20 protein-coding genes are annotated in these 16,526 nt (G+C 60.5%); 8 read left to right on the top strand and 12 right to left on the bottom strand.

Going from position 1 to position 16,526, the window contains the following annotated elements:
- The first annotated feature begins 51 nt into the window (after positions 1-51).
- The gene (gene murJ, locus KFE13_RS07380; protein ID WP_260706521.1) at positions 52-1,650 is read left to right on the top strand and encodes a murein biosynthesis integral membrane protein MurJ; all 1,599 of its coding nucleotides are present in this window, start codon (positions 52-54) and stop codon (positions 1,648-1,650) included.
- On the opposite strand, the gene KFE13_RS07375 is transcribed toward murJ, so the two are convergent.
- The 4 genes from KFE13_RS07375 to hscA form a co-directional block, all read right to left on the bottom strand.
- On the bottom strand, positions 1,633-2,673 hold the full coding sequence (locus KFE13_RS07375) for an acyltransferase family protein (protein WP_260706520.1): 1,041 nt from the start codon (positions 2,671-2,673) through the stop codon (positions 1,633-1,635). The genes murJ and KFE13_RS07375 overlap by 18 nt on opposite strands.
- Positions 2,674-2,740: 67 nt before the next feature.
- Positions 2,741-2,956: a Fe-S cluster assembly protein IscX gene (iscX, locus tag KFE13_RS07370; protein WP_260706519.1), complete on the bottom strand. Its 216-nt coding sequence runs from the start codon at positions 2,954-2,956 to the stop codon at positions 2,741-2,743.
- A 149-nt stretch (positions 2,957-3,105) separates the two neighbouring features.
- Complete coding sequence (locus KFE13_RS07365) at positions 3,106-3,540, bottom strand: 2Fe-2S iron-sulfur cluster-binding protein (protein ID WP_260706518.1); 435 nt, start codon at positions 3,538-3,540, stop codon at positions 3,106-3,108.
- 10 nt (positions 3,541-3,550) lie between these two features.
- Positions 3,551-5,563 carry a Fe-S protein assembly chaperone HscA gene (hscA, locus tag KFE13_RS07360; RefSeq protein WP_260706517.1) on the bottom strand — a complete coding sequence of 671 codons (2,013 nt, stop codon included), beginning with the start codon at positions 5,561-5,563 and terminating at the stop codon, positions 3,551-3,553.
- A 178-nt stretch (positions 5,564-5,741) separates the two neighbouring features.
- Here hscA and KFE13_RS07355 point away from each other — a divergent pair, with 178 nt between their 5' ends.
- Complete coding sequence (locus KFE13_RS07355; protein WP_260706516.1) at positions 5,742-6,596, top strand: helix-turn-helix domain-containing protein; 855 nt, start codon at positions 5,742-5,744, stop codon at positions 6,594-6,596.
- A gap of 116 nt (positions 6,597-6,712) precedes the next feature.
- Here KFE13_RS07355 and KFE13_RS07350 read toward each other — a convergent pair whose 3' ends face one another.
- On the bottom strand, positions 6,713-7,372 hold the full coding sequence (locus tag KFE13_RS07350) for a TetR family transcriptional regulator (protein WP_260706515.1): 660 nt from the start codon (positions 7,370-7,372) through the stop codon (positions 6,713-6,715).
- Between the two features lie 72 nt (positions 7,373-7,444).
- Between KFE13_RS07350 and KFE13_RS07345 the strand changes: the two genes are divergently transcribed.
- Positions 7,445-8,008: an ester cyclase gene (locus KFE13_RS07345; protein WP_260706514.1), complete on the top strand. Its 564-nt coding sequence runs from the start codon at positions 7,445-7,447 to the stop codon at positions 8,006-8,008.
- A gap of 30 nt (positions 8,009-8,038) precedes the next feature.
- On the top strand, positions 8,039-8,653 hold the full coding sequence (locus KFE13_RS07340; protein ID WP_260706513.1) for an NAD(P)-dependent oxidoreductase: 615 nt from the start codon (positions 8,039-8,041) through the stop codon (positions 8,651-8,653).
- A 31-nt stretch (positions 8,654-8,684) separates the two neighbouring features.
- Here the strand turns inward: KFE13_RS07340 and KFE13_RS07335 are convergent, their stop codons facing one another.
- Positions 8,685-9,014, bottom strand: coding sequence for a DMT family transporter (locus tag KFE13_RS07335; RefSeq protein WP_260706512.1), 330 nt, complete (start codon positions 9,012-9,014; stop codon positions 8,685-8,687).
- Positions 9,015-9,086: 72 nt separating this feature from the next.
- Between KFE13_RS07335 and KFE13_RS07330 the strand changes: the two genes are divergently transcribed.
- Both KFE13_RS07330 and KFE13_RS07325 read left to right on the top strand, forming a co-directional pair.
- Complete coding sequence (locus KFE13_RS07330; protein ID WP_260706511.1) at positions 9,087-9,515, top strand: VOC family protein; 429 nt, start codon at positions 9,087-9,089, stop codon at positions 9,513-9,515.
- 181 nt (positions 9,516-9,696) lie between these two features.
- Positions 9,697-10,176 carry a DinB family protein gene (locus tag KFE13_RS07325; RefSeq protein ID WP_260706510.1) on the top strand — a complete coding sequence of 160 codons (480 nt, stop codon included), beginning with the start codon at positions 9,697-9,699 and terminating at the stop codon, positions 10,174-10,176.
- A 346-nt stretch (positions 10,177-10,522) separates the two neighbouring features.
- Here the strand turns inward: KFE13_RS07325 and hscB are convergent, their stop codons facing one another.
- The 4 genes from hscB to KFE13_RS07305 are packed head-to-tail and all read right to left on the bottom strand — an operon-like array spanning position 10,523 to position 13,384.
- Positions 10,523-11,209 (bottom strand): Fe-S protein assembly co-chaperone HscB, encoded by a 687-nt coding sequence (gene hscB / locus KFE13_RS07320; RefSeq protein WP_313900688.1) that lies wholly within the window; start codon positions 11,207-11,209, stop codon positions 10,523-10,525.
- Positions 11,187-12,140, bottom strand: coding sequence for a tRNA (adenosine(37)-N6)-dimethylallyltransferase MiaA (gene miaA, locus KFE13_RS07315; protein WP_260706509.1), 954 nt, complete (start codon positions 12,138-12,140; stop codon positions 11,187-11,189). The genes hscB and miaA overlap by 23 nt, the downstream gene beginning before the upstream one ends.
- Positions 12,137-12,316 carry a hypothetical protein gene (locus KFE13_RS07310; protein ID WP_260706508.1) on the bottom strand — a complete coding sequence of 60 codons (180 nt, stop codon included), beginning with the start codon at positions 12,314-12,316 and terminating at the stop codon, positions 12,137-12,139. Before KFE13_RS07310 ends, miaA begins: the two co-directional genes overlap by 4 nt.
- Positions 12,317-12,325: 9 nt before the next feature.
- Positions 12,326-13,384: a TonB family protein gene (locus KFE13_RS07305; protein ID WP_260706507.1), complete on the bottom strand. Its 1,059-nt coding sequence runs from the start codon at positions 13,382-13,384 to the stop codon at positions 12,326-12,328.
- Between the two features lie 185 nt (positions 13,385-13,569).
- Here KFE13_RS07305 and KFE13_RS07300 point away from each other — a divergent pair, with 185 nt between their 5' ends.
- Together KFE13_RS07300 and KFE13_RS07295 are read left to right on the top strand one after the other, a co-directional pair.
- Positions 13,570-14,106: a MogA/MoaB family molybdenum cofactor biosynthesis protein gene (locus tag KFE13_RS07300; protein WP_260706506.1), complete on the top strand. Its 537-nt coding sequence runs from the start codon at positions 13,570-13,572 to the stop codon at positions 14,104-14,106.
- Between the two features lie 8 nt (positions 14,107-14,114).
- Positions 14,115-14,777 carry a YqaA family protein gene (locus KFE13_RS07295; RefSeq protein WP_260706505.1) on the top strand — a complete coding sequence of 221 codons (663 nt, stop codon included), beginning with the start codon at positions 14,115-14,117 and terminating at the stop codon, positions 14,775-14,777.
- A 64-nt stretch (positions 14,778-14,841) separates the two neighbouring features.
- Here the strand turns inward: KFE13_RS07295 and KFE13_RS07290 are convergent, their stop codons facing one another.
- On the bottom strand, positions 14,842-15,390 hold the full coding sequence (locus KFE13_RS07290) for a DUF6580 family putative transport protein (RefSeq protein WP_260706504.1): 549 nt from the start codon (positions 15,388-15,390) through the stop codon (positions 14,842-14,844).
- Between the two features lie 90 nt (positions 15,391-15,480).
- Positions 15,481-16,521, bottom strand: coding sequence for a metal-dependent hydrolase (locus KFE13_RS07285; protein WP_260706503.1), 1,041 nt, complete (start codon positions 16,519-16,521; stop codon positions 15,481-15,483).
- Positions 16,522-16,526: the final 5 nt, after the last annotated feature.

The raw sequence follows: 16,526 nt of genomic DNA, 5'->3' as shown, positions 1-16,526 counted from the left end.
CGCCCTGCTATCTCGCCGTCAGGGCTCGCTGACTAAAATAAATCTATCGCCGTGTCTACAGGCAATTCCACCAACCCGAAGCAGAGCGTAGTTCCGCGTCGAACCCCGTTCGCTTTTCTGCGACCGTCGCACGCGCACACCGCGGCATCCGCGACCATCCTGCTTACGCTGTCTGCACTGCTTTCTCGCGTTATCGGCCTGATCCGCGACCAGTACATCGCCTGGCGGTTCGGGGCTGGCCATGCCACCGATGCCTACAACGTGGCCTTCTATCTCCCCGAGTGGATCAACTACCTCCTTGTCGGGGGAGCCGCTTCCATTACCTTCGTGACCATTCTCGACCGCTACCGTGCCCAGGACAACGAGGCCGAAGGCGAGCGTGCCCTGTCGATCATCCTGAACACCATGACCATCGTTCTCGGCATGGCTATCCTGCTCGCTGAGATATTCACGCCACTCTTCACCCGTATTTACTTTGACCCGGCATCACCTGAGGGGCTGCTCTGTACCCGTATCACCCGCATTCTTCTCCCCGCACAGCTCTTCTTTTTTTCCGGCGGAGTCCTCGCCTCAGTCCTGCTTGTGCGCAAGCAGTTTTCCTTTCAAGCCATCGCCCCGCTCATCTACAACCTCGGCATCATCTTCGGCGGGGTTCTGCTCGCCAGCCGTATGGGCATTGCCTCGCTCGGCGTCGGTGCCCTTGTCGGAGCCGTCGCTGGCCCCTTTCTCCTCAACGCTTGGGGAGCGCATCGTGCCGGTCTTCGCTATCGCCCCATACTTGATCTCAAACATCCAGGTCTGCGCGAATGGGTTCGCCTCTCGCTGCCTCTCATGCTCGGTGTCACCATCATCACTCTCGACAATCAGATACTCGGCTACTTCGCCAAGCACGGCGCTGGAGACATCTCTCGTCTCAACTACGCTAAGCGCCTCTTCACCGCGCCCATGGCCATCATCGGGCAGGCCGCTGGAGCTGCGTCGCTCCCGTTCTTTGCCTCACTCTTCGGTCAAGGTCGGCGCGAAGACTTCAACCGCTCCGTCAATCGCTCCGTCTCGCGTCTCATCGGTTTCTCGCTGCTCGGCTCTGCCGTCATGCTGGCGCTCGCCCTGCCTGCCGTCGACCTCATCTTTCGTCGCGGCTCATTCCATGCTGCTGATGCGTCGTCCACGGCACATTACTTTGCCATCTTCGCTGTTTCGCTTGCCCTGTGGACTGCGCAAGCCATCTACGCGCGCGCCTTTTACGCCGCAGGGGAAACCTTCCTCCCCATGCTTGCAGGGACGATCATCACGGTCATCACAATCCCCATTTATTGGGGGCTGCATCAAAGCTTCGGCGTTCTCGGACTCGCATGGGCTTCTAACTTCGCTATTCTCGTCCACACGGCAACGCTCGCTATCCTGCTCCACCGCCGCCGTCTGGTAGCACTCAATGGACTCGACCATCCCGAGTTGATCCGTGCTGCGCTCGCCGCAGCCATCAGCTTCGTCGGAACCACCCTGCTGTTGCGTTTTCTTCCTAGCGCTCAGACATATCGCGATGACATCCTCGCCCTCGTCGTCGGCGGAGCCGCGTGGGCCGCGCTTACCCTCGCCACACTCCGCATCACCGGTTCACACCTGTTGCAGCAGCTACGCTCGCGAATCTGAGCTACGCTCTAACAGCGCCGAACTTTCCTTCGGCTTCCATCCCAGTAACGGCAGCTCCATCCAGCGCCACGATGCCGCTGCATAGGCCAGCGTAATCGCTGCACCCGCCACAGCGATCGTAGCTCTGTGGTGAAACACGCGAGCAGCCAGAAGCAAACCCGTCACATGAATCAAATAAACCGAATAACTGATACGCCCCAGGTACACCATCGGACGCAGTGTCAACACGCCAACCCATCGTCCGCTCAGCGCCCACAAAATCACGCCCGTACAGGCCACCAAGCTGGCTTCATAGATGGCTACATTAGCAAGTTGCGTATTCTCGCTCGTCGTAATGTGGTATCGACGCGACAAATAGAACAATACGCCAAGCGCGATCGGCGGCAGCATCAAACCAAACTGCCCATATCGCACGATCTTCTCTCGATGATGAATCCACATGAGAGCCAGCAGCGCTCCCACCAACAGCAGGTCCATCCGAAACGGAGTCAGGCTATAGATCGCCCAGTGGTCTTTGAACAGTGGCGTTGCGACCCATCGCAGCACCGGCACCAGAACAAGCAGCACGCCCGCCATCCAGCCCAGGGCAACCTCGCTCAGCAGATACACCGCAACCGGCCAAACCAGGTAAAACTGCTCCTCCACCGCCAGCGACCATAGCGACTCAAGCGCCAGCGGACGCGGCAGCGAAAGTGCGCGGACAATATTCATCAGCATCACGTACAGATACGCGTAACGCATCCATCCCACACCAAACAGAATCGTCGTGACGATCAGAAGCAGAATGTACGGGGGCAGAATTCTCCGCACACGCCGCGCATAAAATCTCTTGAAGTACTCTCCAACAGGCTGCGTCTTCTGCTCCAGAAGAATGCCCGTAATCAAAAAGCCCGACAGGATGAAGAACAGGTCTACGCCCATCCACAGCAGCTTGATGTCGAAGGCATGGTGCAGAAACACGGCGCCAATCGCGAGTGCGCGCACACCATCCAGCTGCGTGATTCGTCCCTCTGGCTTCTTCATCGACACAGCTCTACGGTAGACAAGGCCTCAAGGCACAGCAAGCTATCGAGACAGGTTCCTCATGTCGCTACTTGGCGTCTTCGTATTCCTCATGCCAGGCCGTCTGAATCGCCTCCAGAATCCCCTCTGTCGACTTCATCGGATCGCCTACGAAGCCCGGAAGCTCGGTCACATACTTGTGCAGATCCGTAAACCGTACCGTGTACGGATCGAGCTCCGGATACTTCTCCTGCAGCAGGATCCCGATCTCCAGCGAATCCGTCCAATTGATCTCACGCGGCATCGCAATCTCTCCTTCATAACTCAGTGTCATTCCGAGCGAGGCGTGGAACCCCGCTTTTGCTCATGCTCTCCAAACTCTGTCATTCCGGCAGAGCGTAGCGGAGTGGAGAAATCTGCTGTTCGTCCACTCCGGCAATCCTGCCTGCGGCTTCAGTCCTTCTTTACCGTTGCAGCAGGCTTGCCTTCCTGCACATAATTGCGGTTCCACTTCGGAATCTCCACCACGTACGTCCCCGGCTTCTCAATTACCGCCTGGCAACCCAGCCGCGAATTCAGCTGCACGTCCGCAGCCGTCTCCATGCGATCCAGTTCTTTATCCTCAGGCTCTGAGATGCCCTTCGCGCCTTCCTTCACATGCAGATGACACGTTGTACACGCGCACACACCGCCGCACGCATGATCGAGGAAGATGTCGAAGTTTTCTGCTACATCCAGAAATGACATCGGCTCGCCATGCCCGTCATAGGGCAGGGAATCGAAAGGGAACTCCACCGTCCGACCCTCCGGCAAAAACGTCACACGCACCATACCCTCGCCCGCGGGCTTCGACAAATCCACAACCTGCTCTTTATTCACTTCACTCATAGCTCGTATCTCAATCTTCCGTCGACTCTCCGGGAGTCTCTTCGTCCTTCACTGATTCTTCAATCCGCTCCGCCTCGGCCACAGCCGCCGGAGACGCATCAATCTGTGCCTTTGCAAACGGATGCGGAGCCGTTGGCCCCTCTCCTATGCTCTCACCTGCGGCCTCCATCGTCTTGCCGCCCAGCGCGCCCGTCACCGCCGAATCCATCATCAGCTCGGCAAACCGGCGCGTCGCTTTGTCCAGCCGCTCAATCGCCGCACGAATCTCCTTATAGTCATTGCCTTGCAGCGTGACCTTCAGCGCATCTTCTTCCTCGCCGATCACGGCCACCTCATCCGCACTCAGCTTCTTCCACGCCTCATGCTTCCTGCCCTTGTCCACGGCAGTCAGAATCGTCTCGGCTTCATTCTTCGCCTCGATCACCTGCCGCTGTTGCATGTCCTCCTCGGCATTGTCGAACGACGACAGAATCATCTCCTCGACCTGCTCGTCCGTCAGGCCATAGGTAGGCTTCACCTCAACCTCGGCCTCCTGCCCGCTGCGTTGTTCGCGTGCGCTCACATGCAGAATGCCGTTGGCATCGATCAGAAACTTCACTTCGATGCGCGGCAGCCCGGCCGTCATCGGAGGAATCCCCTTCAGATCGAACCGAGCTAAAGAGCGGCAGTCCTTCGCCAGCTCTCTCTCGCCCTGAACAACATGAATCGCCACATTCGTCTGCCCATCCACGCCAGTCGTGAAGTGCTCCGTCGCGCTCGCCGGTATGGTTGAGTTACGCTGAATAATCTTCGCGACCACACCGCCCAGCGCCTCAATCCCCAGCGATAGCGGAGTCACATCCAGCAGCAGCAAATCCTCAATCTTGCTTCCCGCCTGTGTCGTTCCCGAAAGAATCTGCGCCTGCACCGCCGCACCCAGAGCAACGACTTCATCTGGATTCAACTCCGTGTGCGGCTTCTTCCCACGCGCGCTCAGCCCGAAGACCTCATCGACCAGCCGCCGCACCGCCGGTATGCGAGTCGACCCGCCCACCAGCACCACCTCATCGATCGCCGCAGCCTTCAACCCCGCATCCTTTAGCGCCTGCCTGCAAGGCCCAGCCGTGCGCGCAATCACACCCGCAATCAGTGCTTCAAACTGCTCCCGCGAGATCTCGCGCGTATAACGCTTCTTACTCGGCAGCGTCACATCCAGCCGAGCCACGTCATTCGACGACAGCCAGATCTTCGCTTCAATCACCGCCTTGCGAATCGCCTGCACGGCCTCCGCGTCGTGACGAACATCCTCACCCAGATCGCCGGCAATATCGTCCAGCGCAATCGCAATCAACAGGTTGTCGATATCGTCGCCGCCCAGGTGCGTATCGCCACCCGTCGCGATCACCTCGAAGATCCCCTCATGCAGCTTCAGGATCGAGATGTCGAACGTCCCGCCGCCAAAGTCATACACAGCGATCACGCCGTCCTTGTTCTTATCCAGACCATAGGCCAGCGCCGCCGCTGTCGGCTCATTCACCAGCCGCAGAACCTCCAGCCCTGCAATGCGACCCGCATCCTTCGTAGCCTGCCGCTGCGCATCGTTGAAGTACGCCGGAACCGTAATCACGGCCTTGGTCACCGAAGCCCCAAAGAACCGCTCTGCATTCTTCTTCAACTGCATCAGCACGTAGGCCGAAACCTCCGGCGGCGTCAGAACCTTCTCGCCCACCTTCAACTTCAGCACCCCGCCTGTCTGGATGCCCTCGGCCAACTGGAATGGAAACAGCTTCAGCTCGTCCTGAATATCCTCAACGCCGCGTCCCATCAGCCGCTTGGCCGAATACACCGCGCTGCCCGCGTCCTCCAGCAGCGTCGTGCGAGCCGCATTGCCCACCACCACGCCGCCACGCGTCACCGCCACCACCGACGGAACCAGCCGGTCGCCATCTTCCCCCGGGATCACCGTTGGCGTCTCTCCCTGCATGTACGCCACCAGGGAGTTCGTCGTCCCCAGGTCAATCCCTACTACGCGCTCTTCCGCCATCAATCAATCCTTTTATGCAAAGCTAGCCACACTACCCCGCATCCATGTCCCCTGAAAGCTGTCATTCCGACCGGAGCGTAGCGGAGTGGAGGAATCTGCTTTTTCGACCGCCGATTCCACCATTTCAATCACTTCCTATTGTCCTACAATCGCCTCAGCGGCGCAGAAGGTCCTCCGATTGGATGCCCCGCCACCCGAGGTCGATGCCATGCTCTACCTTGAGCGATCGCCACAACCCGCGCTGTCGCCCTTCATCAAGTCCCTCTGGTACTGCCGCCATCCCAACGCTGCACACGGCCGCCAGATCATCCTGCCCTCCGGCCACATGCAGGTTGTCATCTCGCTGACAGACGCTCCCCTCAACGACTGCTCCGCCGGACTCACCGCGCCCACCCAGCCGCAGGCCTTCGCCGTCCTCACGGGCATGTTCTCCCGCTACCAGGTCATCGACTCCGCCGACCTCGCCCACCTCATCGGCATCGTCTTCCGCCCCGGCGGCACCACGCCCTTCTTCTCCACCTGCAGCCACCTCTTCACCAATCTCGAGACCTCGCTTGAAGATATCTGGAGCACCAACGCCCGCTCTCTCCGCGACCAGCTCTGCGAAGCCCCCACGCCACAGGCCAGGTTCGACGCCCTCGAAGCCCATCTCCTCCTCCGCTTGCGCCGTAACAAGCTCAGCACGCCCCACCCGCTCATCGGCTACGCTCTCGAAACCCTCGACGCCGCTCCGGGCACAACCACAGTCGCCGAGCTCACCCGCTCCATCGGCCTAAGCCCGCGCCGCTTCTCCGAGCTCTTCTCCCGGCACGTCGGCGTCTCCCCCAAGCTCTACGCCCGCATCCAGCGCTTCCAGCTGGCCGTGCAGATGCTCCACCGCGGCACCGAAGTTCCCTGGTCCGAACTTGCCCTCACCTGCGGCTACTACGACCAGTCTCACTTCGCGAACGACTTCCGCGCCTTCTCCGGCATCAGCCCCACCACCTACTCCGCCGCCTCCCGCCCCTGGAGCAACCACATCGCCCTAGACTGATACATCATCGTTCGCAATAAAGAAGGATGTCGTTCGAGAGCGTCATTCCGAGCGAGCGCAGCGAGTCGAGGAACCCCCGTATTTTGCCTGGAGAGCCATCACATCCAGCGGGCCGTTCACTCTCCCACCAGCTCCCGCCGAATCGCATCTTCCAACCACGCCTGGTACTCATCACCCGACCAGCCCCGTTCCCGAACCAGCATCCTGAACAACTCTCTGCTCGTCAGCGACCACAGAATCGCCCGTGCCCTCTCCCGCGTCAGCCCGGCCTTCAGCAGCTTCGCCTTCTCCAGCGCATCGATCACCATCAGCTGCGAATCGTACCGCTGGCAGTTGCGCTCATCCTCCACCGCCGCCAGCTCGGGAGCCACCATCCCCGCGCCTCGCAGTAGGTTCTCCACCGGCATCTCCGCTTCGTAAATCTGGCGCGCAAACCGTGGCGGAAACCGCATCAGCTCCATCGGGTCCGTCACCTTCCGCGCCTCACCGAGCAATGACTGATACGCCTCGCCGAACCGCGCCGCGTCCAGCAATTCAGAGACAATGCCCTTCTTCGAGCCGAAGGCAGCATACACCGTCGGCACGGCCACACCCGCCGCCCTGGCCACTGCAGGAATCGTCATTCCCGCATAGCCGTTCTTCTCCAGCAACCGCCGCGCCGCCGCCGCAATCCTCGCCCGCGTCTCGTCGGCCTGCCGCTGCCGCGCCGGAGACTCATACACCCTCTTCTCCGGCACCTTTGCCACTGCGCGCTTCTTCACCGTTTTTTTCTGCATCTTCGCTGCTACTTTTCCGACAGTATAGTCATCTATTCGATAGTTGTTCATATATTGAATAGGTGAACTTCTATGAAGCGCAGCCCCAAACCACTCCCCATCGCCCTTCTCGCCCTCATTCTTCCCAGCCCGGCCTCGATTCACGCGCAGACTCGCCGCACGCCTACCCAATCCAGCCATCACCAAGGAGCCACCATGCCCGCCACCCCGCAGGAAACCGTCATCCGCCGCTACTACGAGGAGTGCCTCAACCAGAATCACCTTGAGCTCATCCCCGAGATCTTTACCCCCGACATCGTCTTCCATGCCCCCACCGGCGATGCCTCCGGTTATGCGGGAGTCCGTCAGGCCTCCGATCGCGTCCGCGCTCTTTTCCCCGACCATCACTTCGTCGTCGAAGACATCGTCATCAACGGCGACAAAGGCGCCGCTCGTTGGAGCATGACCGCCACCAACACCGCTCCCATCGCCGGTGTCCCACCTACCGGAAAGCCCATCACCAACAGTGCCGTCATCTTCTACCGCTTCCGCGATGGCAAGATCGCCGAGTCCTGGTTGCAGATGGACCAGGTCGGCATCTTCCGCCAGATCGGCGTTCCACTCCCCGGAGCCCAGTCCGCACCAGCAGCGCACTAATTCTCGTTTATACCTACGGAGGTTCTTTCCATGCGACTCGCCATCCTCGGAGCCACAGGCGGCATAGGCCGCCTGCTTCTCTCCCACGCTCTCGATCAGGGACACAACGTCACCGCCTACGCCCGCGCTCCCCAGAAGATCGGCATCTCTGCGCCGCGCCTCCAGGTCATCGGCGGCGATCTTTACGATGCCGAGCAGATGGCTCAGGCCATCCACGGCTCCGACGCCGTCCTCTCAGCCTTCGGCCCCACCACCCTCCGCCGCACCCACCTGCGTCGCGACTTCGGCCGCACCCTCGTCCGTGCGATGCATCTCTCCGGAGTCTCCCGCTTCATTCACGTCTCCAGCGCCTTCTGCTTCCGCCAGGGAGGCCTGCTCTACTCCGTCATGACCAACACACTCTTTCGCAACGTCACCGACGACCATTGCGACGCCGACAACGAGATGGCGCAGTCCGATCTCGACTGGACCATTCTTCGTCCGCCGCGCCTGCTCGACAAACCCGCCAGTGGCAATCTTCGCGTCGTCGCAGGCGGACTCCCCAAAAGCGCCTACACCATCTCCCGCGCCGACGTAGCCAACTTCATGCTCAAGGAAGCCGTAGCACCGCGTTACGTCCACCAGTTCGTCGGGCTCAGCAACTGAAAATCCTTGAGAAGAACCGTCAGCGGTGCCTTTAGTGCGCCGCTGACTTCGAGAGCAGATTCATCACCAGTACGCCCGCGATGATCAGCGCCATCCCCACGATGGCGGCCGAATCGAGCTTCTGTTTGTAGAGCACCAGTCCCACCAGCGCAATCAGCACCGTCCCCAGCCCCGACCAGATCGCATAGGCCACGCCCACCGGCATCGTCTTCAGCGTCTGCGACAGGCAGTAAAAGGCCAGACCATACCCGATCACCACCACAACCGACGGCAGCAGCCGCGTAAACCCCTCCGAAGCCTTAAGGGAAGAGGTGCCAATCACCTCGCTCAGGATCGCTCCAGCAAGCCATAGATAGTTCATCTCTTCATTTTCCTCCACAATGCTGCCGATTTTTCCAAGACGCTCACCGTCAGGCTGTAGCATGCTTCTCGCATGACAACACAAACGCGCTCCACACTCATTCCCAGTCTCCGCTATCGCAACGCCGTCGCCGCCATCGACTGGCTGGGCCGCGCCTTCGGCCTCCAGAAAAACGCCGTTTACATGGGCGAGAACGACACCGTTGCCCACGCTCAGCTCACCTACGGCGGAGGCATGATCATGCTCGGCTCCGTCGACAACGGCTCCGAATACGGCAAGCTCATGGTGCAGCCCGACGAGATCGGCCACCGCGAAACCAAAGGCATCTATCTCGTCGTCCCCGACGCCGACGCCACCTATGCCACCGCCAAAGCCGCCGGGGCCGAGATGGTCTTCGACATCCGCGACATGGACTACGGCGGCCGCGGCTTCACCTGCCGCGACCTCGAGGGCCACCTCTGGAGCATCGGCTCCTACGACCCCTGGCAACCCGAGAACTAGAGCAATTGGGCAAGGGGGAGCCAACAACCCTTCCACACTCTCAACAAGGTGTCATTCCGAGCGAAGTGCGAAGCACGTAGCCGAGGGAACCCCCGCATTTCGCTCGCACAGGCACGCCATCATCAGGAGCCCGTCACAAGCCGGACGGAAACCCACATTCCGGCATGGTACCGTCACAAGCATGGAACTGAATCCCTACGCCTCCTATCTCGGCGACCAGGACCCGGTCCCCGTCATCACGGCCACTCCCGATCGCATTCGCAGCCTCATCGCTCCACTCTCCGCCGCCCAGATCGATCACGCTCCCGCACCGGGCAAGTGGTCCATTCGCGAGATCGTCGCCCACCTGGCCGACTGCGAGCTGGTCTTTGCCTTCCGCCTCCGTCAGGCCCTCGCCGCTGACCATCCCGTCATCCAGCCCTTCGACCAGGGCGTCTGGGGCGAGCGCTACGCCGCCTACGACATCGCCTCCGGCCTTGCCACCTTCTCCGCCGTCCGTAACTGGAACCTCAGGCTCCTCACCACAGTGACCGAGGCCGACCGCCACCGGCCCACCACCCATCCCGAGCGCGGCACCATGACCTTCTGGACCATCATCGAGACCATGGGCGGACACGACATCAACCATCTCCAGCAGCTCGAACGCATCGCCGGGGCTTGAAATCTGTCAAGCCCCCTCCTTTTGTAACTTGCTGCTGTTCAATAAGATAAAGGCATAAAAAGCTGCCGATTAGTTTTATGCCGTTTTGTAAAATGGAAGTAGTTCTAGAGGAAGGCCATTCCCGCAAAGAAGCGCGAAGATCAGAAGGGCTGTAGCCGGTCAGAGAAGCCACCTGCGTCTATACGCATGCTGGCGGATCACAGAGCTCTATAGGGGATGGCATAACCGTAACGGAATCAATATTTTACCCGTAACCCGTTTCGATGGAATATTTTGCAGAAAGACTCCCTGCATAACGTCCAGAGAATCAATATTTTGCGCAAAACAGAGTGGGGGGAGGGGGGCCCTACTCGAGGGCCTCGTTCACATCCCTGACCAGGTTCCGCAGATAGCTCCGCTTATTCAGCAGAGCAACCATCGCATCGCGGGCCGACGCCTTGCCCGCATCGTCGCCCGCATCGACCGCGATGTCCCAGCGCGTCCACAGGCCTTCAAGCTCGGCCTGCGTCTCCACCATGCGGGCGTCGAAGGCGTCTTTGGCCGTCATCAGATCGCGCCGCAGCTCGGGCTCGTCCTCGCCCATCTGCTTCGCCATCTTCATCTCCTGCAGCTGCATGTTCAGCTCGAAGACCTCCTCCAGCAGCTCCGGAGGTACAACCTGCTTCTTCTCCGCGCCCGACGCGCGCGCCGCATCCGTCGCTGCCTTCGATTGCTCCTCCAGCTCGATCCCTTCGAGCTTCAGCAGATACTGCGTCCGCAGAATCGGATCCTTCAGCGTGCGATACGCATCGTTCAGCAGCGACGACTGACGTAACGCCTCCTCCTGTTCCGCCTGAGGCCGTGAGGCGAAACGGTCCGGATGCAGCTTTCTGCTCTGCGCATAAAAATGCTTCTCCAGCGCAGCGGTATCGATGTGAAGCTTTGGCGGGAGCGAAAAGACCTCAAAGTAGCTCATCGCTTCATTGTAGAAGGCGAGCGAGAGAGAAAGCTGCGAGTGAGTGCGAAAGGACTCAGCCCTTGATGAACGCTGCAACCAGCCGCATCGCCTCATCGACAACGCCGTCATCGCTGCCCAGTCCGTTCAGCCAGTGCATCTCCGGCTCGCGGCGAAACCACGTCATCTGCCGCTTCGCATAGTTGCGATGTCCCTGCTGCGCCGCCGCGACGGCCTCCTCGCGCGTCAACGCATCCGCGAGCATCGCTGCGGCCTGCGCATAACCTAGCGACAGCAACGCACGGCACTCGCGTCCGTAGCGCTCGATCAGCCGCGCCGTCTCCTCAACCAGCCCGCGATCGAACATCGCCGCCGCACGCTGGTTGATGCGCTCATACAGCCGCGCCCGTTCAGGATTCAGCCCCAGCCGCAGAATCCGATAGCCTTCCAGCCGGTCGCGGCCCTTCTGCCACTGCTCCGTCATCGGACTGCGTTTCGCATCCTCCGAAGTCAGAGAAACCTCGATCGCGCGAATCACCTTCGGCACATCGTTGGCATGAATCGCCTGCGCCGCCGCACGATCCAGCCGCGTCAGGACGCGATGCAGATGCTCCGGCCCGCGCTTCTCCGCCCGCTTACGCAATCTCTCACGCAGCTCTGGACGCGCCGCAGGAGCCGGAAACAGCCCTTCGATCAGCGCCCGCAGATAGAGTCCTGTTCCTCCAGCAACAATGGGAAGCCGCTCACGTCCGCTGATTCCCGCAAGCGCCTCGCGAGCCAGTCGGCTGTAGTCGCCCGCCGTCACCTGCTCATCCGGCCACGCAACATCGATCAAGTGATGCGGTACCATCGCCCGCTCTTCAATCGAGGGCTTCGCCGTGCCGATCTCCATCCCGCGATACACCGCGACCGAGTCGCACGACACAATCTCGCCGCCAAACTCTTCCGCAAGCCGAATCGCCAGCGAAGTCTTGCCGCTTGCCGTCGGCCCGGCAAGAACAATCAGAGGTTTCTCGTGAGAAATCTTCACCAAAGCCGCCACCATCCCGGCGTAAAGATGTGGCTGAAGCCGAACCGCCACATGCTGAATGCGATGACCGCGAAGGCCAGAAGCATCAGCCCGCGAAGCTGACGAAGACGCTCAAGCTGGAGATTCTTCTCGCGCGAAGCTGGACTCGACTGTGAGGATCGTGCGGGCGGAGGCATCGTGCCGGTCTACTCCGGCTTCTTGTTGACGTAGTAGTGAATGCGCAGCTCAAGGTTCGGCCCGTGGAACTCCTTCGGCAGCGGCGGGAACTGGCCGACACCCGTAATCGAGCCCCAGGCTGCGCGGTCAATCGCCTGATCCTGCGTCGAGCCGTCGAGATGCATTGCGCCGATTCTGCCATCTGGAAGGATCGTGAAGCGGATCAGCGTCTCGCCTTGCTTGTTCAACGGCGGTCGCGCCTCTTCCGGGATCAGCGGAAGCCAGGTGACGTAGATGTCGTGAAGGATGCGGCGCAGGTAAGGGTTGAAATCGACACCCATCGTATCCGAGAGGATGTCGACGCCGGTGTTCATTCCCTGGTGCGCAACGGGGATGCTGGCGCCGTAGTCGCCGCCGCCACCGCGGTTCTGTGCTGCTGCCTGTGCAGCCTGACGGATAGCATCGCCGGCGGACACACTCTGATTGCCGAAGTTGGGCCGCGTAGGAGCGGGTCGTGGCGCTTCAACCGTTGCCTGCTGTACAGGATGTTGTGGCAAAGGAGCAGGAGGCGGTTGCTGCGCCTGCTGCTGCTGTTGAGGTTGCGTTGGTTGTGGAGCCGGAGGCTGCGGCGTCGGAGCGGGCGTGCTGGCTCCTGGAGCGCCTGCCTTGCGCATCGCCTGAAGCTGCTCCAGCGTCTTCTTGTCGATCGTGGGCTTGGAGGTCTGCTGGCGACGGTCCTTGTCGCTGATTACGTCAGTTGGCTTCTTCGGAAGCTGCTTGCCGATGTCCGAAGGCATGTCCAGGTAGGTCAGCTCTTTGTCGCGCTGCTTCAGCACATCAGCCGGGTTGATGAGCCGGGGTTGATGGAATATCACCTGCGGGCCGTAGAGGACGAACCAGGCGATACCCAGCCAGATAATGAATGAGATGTAGACGGCCTCGCGAAACCGGGCGCGTGCGCGCTCGTCGTCCAGGGCGTCGAGAAGGTGAATCAGTTCATGCTCTTCGAGATCACCGTACCGGTTCGTGCGCACCCGTACCGGTTGTGTCGGCGGTGCGTCGTTGGGTGGGGTCTCGAGCGATGGCATCGGGTTATCTTTGGTCAGACGAATAGCGGAGACGGAAGTTTCTTTCCTGAGATGAGGTGGTTAACCCGGCTCGATGTCCCGAGGTTGCATCGTCCAGCCTTATTTTCTCATCTTTACAAGGTTTAGGTGCTTTTTCAGCGGATACCGCTAAGGTGGTATCTCCCACGATTAGTTAGACTGGCGGAATGGCGAAAACATTCCACAAAAAGCTGAAAGCAGTGGTGATTACGGTCAGCGACGGCTGCTTTCACGGCCAGCGGGAGGACCTCTCCGGCCCGGCAGTTGCTGTCCTGCTGCAGCAGGCAGGGCTGGACGACGTAGCCAGAGAGATCGTGCCCGATGAGGTAGATCAGATTGCGGCCATTCTGCGCCGGGCTGCAACATCCGCCGCGCTCGTGGTGACCACCGGCGGTACGGGACTCGCCGCTCGCGATGTGACTCCTGAAGCGACCCGGATGGTCAGCGAGCGGCTGGTGGAGGGGTTGGCCGAGAGGATGCGTGCCGAAGGAACAAAAAAGACTCCGCTGGCTGCCCTGAGCCGAGCCGTCTGCGGAACGCTGGGGCAGACCCTGATCGTGAACCTGCCGGGAAGTCCGTCGGGTGCTACGGAGTCGCTTCAGTCGATTCTGCCTTTGCTGCCCCATGCGCTGGATCTACTGGCAGGCGATACGGCGCACCACGGGAACATTCATCAGGATGGAACATCGGAACAGGTAGAATAGACTCACCCGTGAAGATATCCCCAGTTGCAGTCATCAATAAGTGGAGCGCTGTTTTATTAGCGGCCCTGAAGCCGTTTGGCGTGTGGGGAATCGGTGCGCTGGCCGTGATCGACTCGGCCGCAGTTCCTTTGCCGATTGACGCGTTGTTGATCTACTACGTCGTCCACGACCGCCCGAAATTCGTAGTGTATTGCTTCATGGCAGCACTCGGATCGGCCGTTGGCAGTCTTCTGCCATTTTTTATCGGACGGGCAGGCGGCGAGCTCTTCCTGATGAAGCGGATCAACCGCAAGCGTTATGAGCAGCTTCGGGACAGGTTCGAGCGGCAGGAGTTTCTGGCGCTCATGATTCCGGCGATGATGCCTCCGCCGATGCCCGTCAAGCTGTTTGAGTTTGCAGCCGGTGTCTTCGAGATGAAGACGGTGTCGTTTTTTCTGGCCATCATGATCGGCAAATTTATCCGTTTCCTGGTCTGGGCCCTGATTACGATCTTTTTTGGCCCGACGATCCTGCACAGCATCACGCAGGCGATTCACGCGCACACGGCATATGTGATGGGCATTGGAGGCATTCTGGTGGTGCTGCTGGCCGCGTGGGTGACCCGCAAGCTCTTCGACCGCAAGCGCGGAACGCGCTTCCCGGCAGAGGAAGAAGCAGCGGAACAGCAATAAAGCACGGCCGCAAAGAAGAAGGGCTGCGAGATCACTCGCAGCCCTTTGATTTTGTAACCTCGAATCAAGCCACGCGCTGGCTGTGCGCCTCCTGCACCGAGCAGGCAATATGGCGAGCCAGTGCGGGCAGGCCGAAGAACGCGCCTGCGGTGAGCGCAGTCGACATCGCATCATTCGCGTAGAAGGGGATTCCTGCAACGTAGCAGGCTCCCAGGCCAGCCGCGGTGTGCGGATACATCGTACCTGTAGCCCAGACCATGAGGTTGCTGAGAAGGAAAAAGGAGGTCGAGCTGACCAGCACGGCTCCCGCAACACGCCATGCCGATGGCTTGCCGGCGAGGAACTGGTGGCCGAAGAGGCAGATGGCGGCGTACCAGATCCAGGTGACAGCATACTCGCGCATCTGGAAGGGGTAGTTGTAGACAAAGGTTGTCAGGTAATAGTCGGTCGCCATCATCGCGATAACCGCAGGAATCGCCTGCCAACGGCTGCGTCGCGCGCCGAAGAAGAGCAGGCCACCGCCGACGGCGGTAAAGCCGATCCCTGTGGAATGAAAGGCCGACGGGAGAATGCGGCTGAGAACCGCGACAATAAGTGCAAGATAGGCTGACATGGTGAACGACCTCAAAAATTGCGCCAGTAACGGCTTTTATCATTCTCAGACTTCGCAGCGGCGCGGTCAACCTTTCAGGTTCCGGTGGGTTCAGGGTTGTGTACGGCCGTCCATCTCCATGTGATCGACCCGGCGGTCGCTGTTGATGACGACGACGCCCATCAACGGCGTTCGTCCTGCCAGAAAGCCGCTGGAGTAGACGAAGCGAAGGTCGCGGAAGGTGACGGTCGTCAAACCGTCATTGTCCGTTCCCGTCTCATTCACCAGGGGATATTGCGACCAGTCGAGATAGATGTGGCCCAGCCAGCTTCGCTTGGCTGCCAGGGCGGCCAGGGTACTGGGAGGCTTGTAATAGATGTCGGATTGGTTGCTGGATAAGACCTCGCCGGTGAGGGTGGTGACGGTGGAGAGCCGGTAGAGGAGCGGCGTGTCGACAATGGTCTGCCAGCGAAAGGGGTTCAGCGGGTAGGGATCGGCGGTTGCGCGGGCGACCGCCGCTGGATCAGATTCAGCCGCGCGCGCAAGGTTCACAGCCTTGTTGTGCTGAATGAAGCGAACTCCCCACAGAGCGACGATGGCGGCCAGTGCGCTGATGGCCCAGCCGCGTCCGCGGAAGGGCTGGCGCTTCGCGCCGATTTCGCTGCCAACGAGTCCGAACAGTGCTGGCCCGATCAATGCGGCGAGGAGGAAGAAAAAGATTAGCGGCTCAAAGATGAAGACGAATGAGCCGGCGTACCAGCGCGGATTGAACGGGAAGAAAGGACGGACGCCGTAGTTATTGGTCCAGTCGAGAAGGATGTGGCTGAGCAGCGCAAGGATGGAGAAGAGATAGAGGAGTAGCCAGCGAACCGGTGCAGCCTGATGTTTGTTCGCGTCGCGCTTCAAGAACCAGCGATGCAGGAGCCAGACAAAGCCGGTGACGATGGTGGCTTCAATCGGGATGCCGATCAGGGTATGCGTCCAGCCGCGATGATGCTCAAAGGCGGCGACAGGCCCTTTCAGGCTCCAGAGAACGTCGAGGTCCGGCGCTTCGGCGGCGAGCGTCATAGCAAGCGTTGTATAGGCCGCCTTCCGATTGAAGCCGGCGCGCGCGAGAACAGCGCCGGTCATGAAATGCGTTACAGGATCCATGTGGT

The organism is Edaphobacter flagellatus (genome assembly GCF_025264665.1).
Taxonomy (GTDB): domain Bacteria; phylum Acidobacteriota; class Terriglobia; order Terriglobales; family Acidobacteriaceae; genus Edaphobacter; species Edaphobacter flagellatus.
This window is presented reverse-complemented; position numbering and strand designations above follow the sequence as displayed.

What these genes read in the sequence shown, in the direction of transcription:
- KFE13_RS07340 (WP_260706513.1), top strand. Translation starts at nt 8,039, where the DNA reads ATGCGACTCGCCATCCTCGGAGCCACAGGCGGCATAGGCCGCCTGCTT.
- KFE13_RS07290 (WP_260706504.1), bottom strand. Translation starts at nt 15,390, where the DNA reads ATGTCAGCCTATCTTGCACTTATTGTCGCGGTTCTCAGCCGCATTCTC.
- hscA (WP_260706517.1), bottom strand. Translation starts at nt 5,563, where the DNA reads ATGGCGGAAGAGCGCGTAGTAGGGATTGACCTGGGGACGACGAACTCC.
- KFE13_RS07300 (WP_260706506.1), top strand. Translation starts at nt 13,570, where the DNA reads ATGGCGAAAACATTCCACAAAAAGCTGAAAGCAGTGGTGATTACGGTC.
- KFE13_RS07365 (WP_260706518.1), bottom strand. Translation starts at nt 3,540, where the DNA reads ATGAGTGAAGTGAATAAAGAGCAGGTTGTGGATTTGTCGAAGCCCGCG.
- iscX (WP_260706519.1), bottom strand. Translation starts at nt 2,956, where the DNA reads ATGCCGCGTGAGATCAATTGGACGGATTCGCTGGAGATCGGGATCCTG.
- KFE13_RS07325 (WP_260706510.1), top strand. Translation starts at nt 9,697, where the DNA reads ATGGAACTGAATCCCTACGCCTCCTATCTCGGCGACCAGGACCCGGTC.
- KFE13_RS07335 (WP_260706512.1), bottom strand. Translation starts at nt 9,014, where the DNA reads ATGAACTATCTATGGCTTGCTGGAGCGATCCTGAGCGAGGTGATTGGC.
- KFE13_RS07345 (WP_260706514.1), top strand. Translation starts at nt 7,445, where the DNA reads ATGAAGCGCAGCCCCAAACCACTCCCCATCGCCCTTCTCGCCCTCATT.
- KFE13_RS07305 (WP_260706507.1), bottom strand. Translation starts at nt 13,384, where the DNA reads ATGCCATCGCTCGAGACCCCACCCAACGACGCACCGCCGACACAACCG.
- KFE13_RS07310 (WP_260706508.1), bottom strand. Translation starts at nt 12,316, where the DNA reads ATGCCTCCGCCCGCACGATCCTCACAGTCGAGTCCAGCTTCGCGCGAG.
- KFE13_RS07285 (WP_260706503.1), bottom strand. Translation starts at nt 16,521, where the DNA reads ATGGATCCTGTAACGCATTTCATGACCGGCGCTGTTCTCGCGCGCGCC.
- KFE13_RS07330 (WP_260706511.1), top strand. Translation starts at nt 9,087, where the DNA reads ATGACAACACAAACGCGCTCCACACTCATTCCCAGTCTCCGCTATCGC.
- KFE13_RS07375 (WP_260706520.1), bottom strand. Translation starts at nt 2,673, where the DNA reads ATGAAGAAGCCAGAGGGACGAATCACGCAGCTGGATGGTGTGCGCGCA.
- KFE13_RS07350 (WP_260706515.1), bottom strand. Translation starts at nt 7,372, where the DNA reads ATGCAGAAAAAAACGGTGAAGAAGCGCGCAGTGGCAAAGGTGCCGGAG.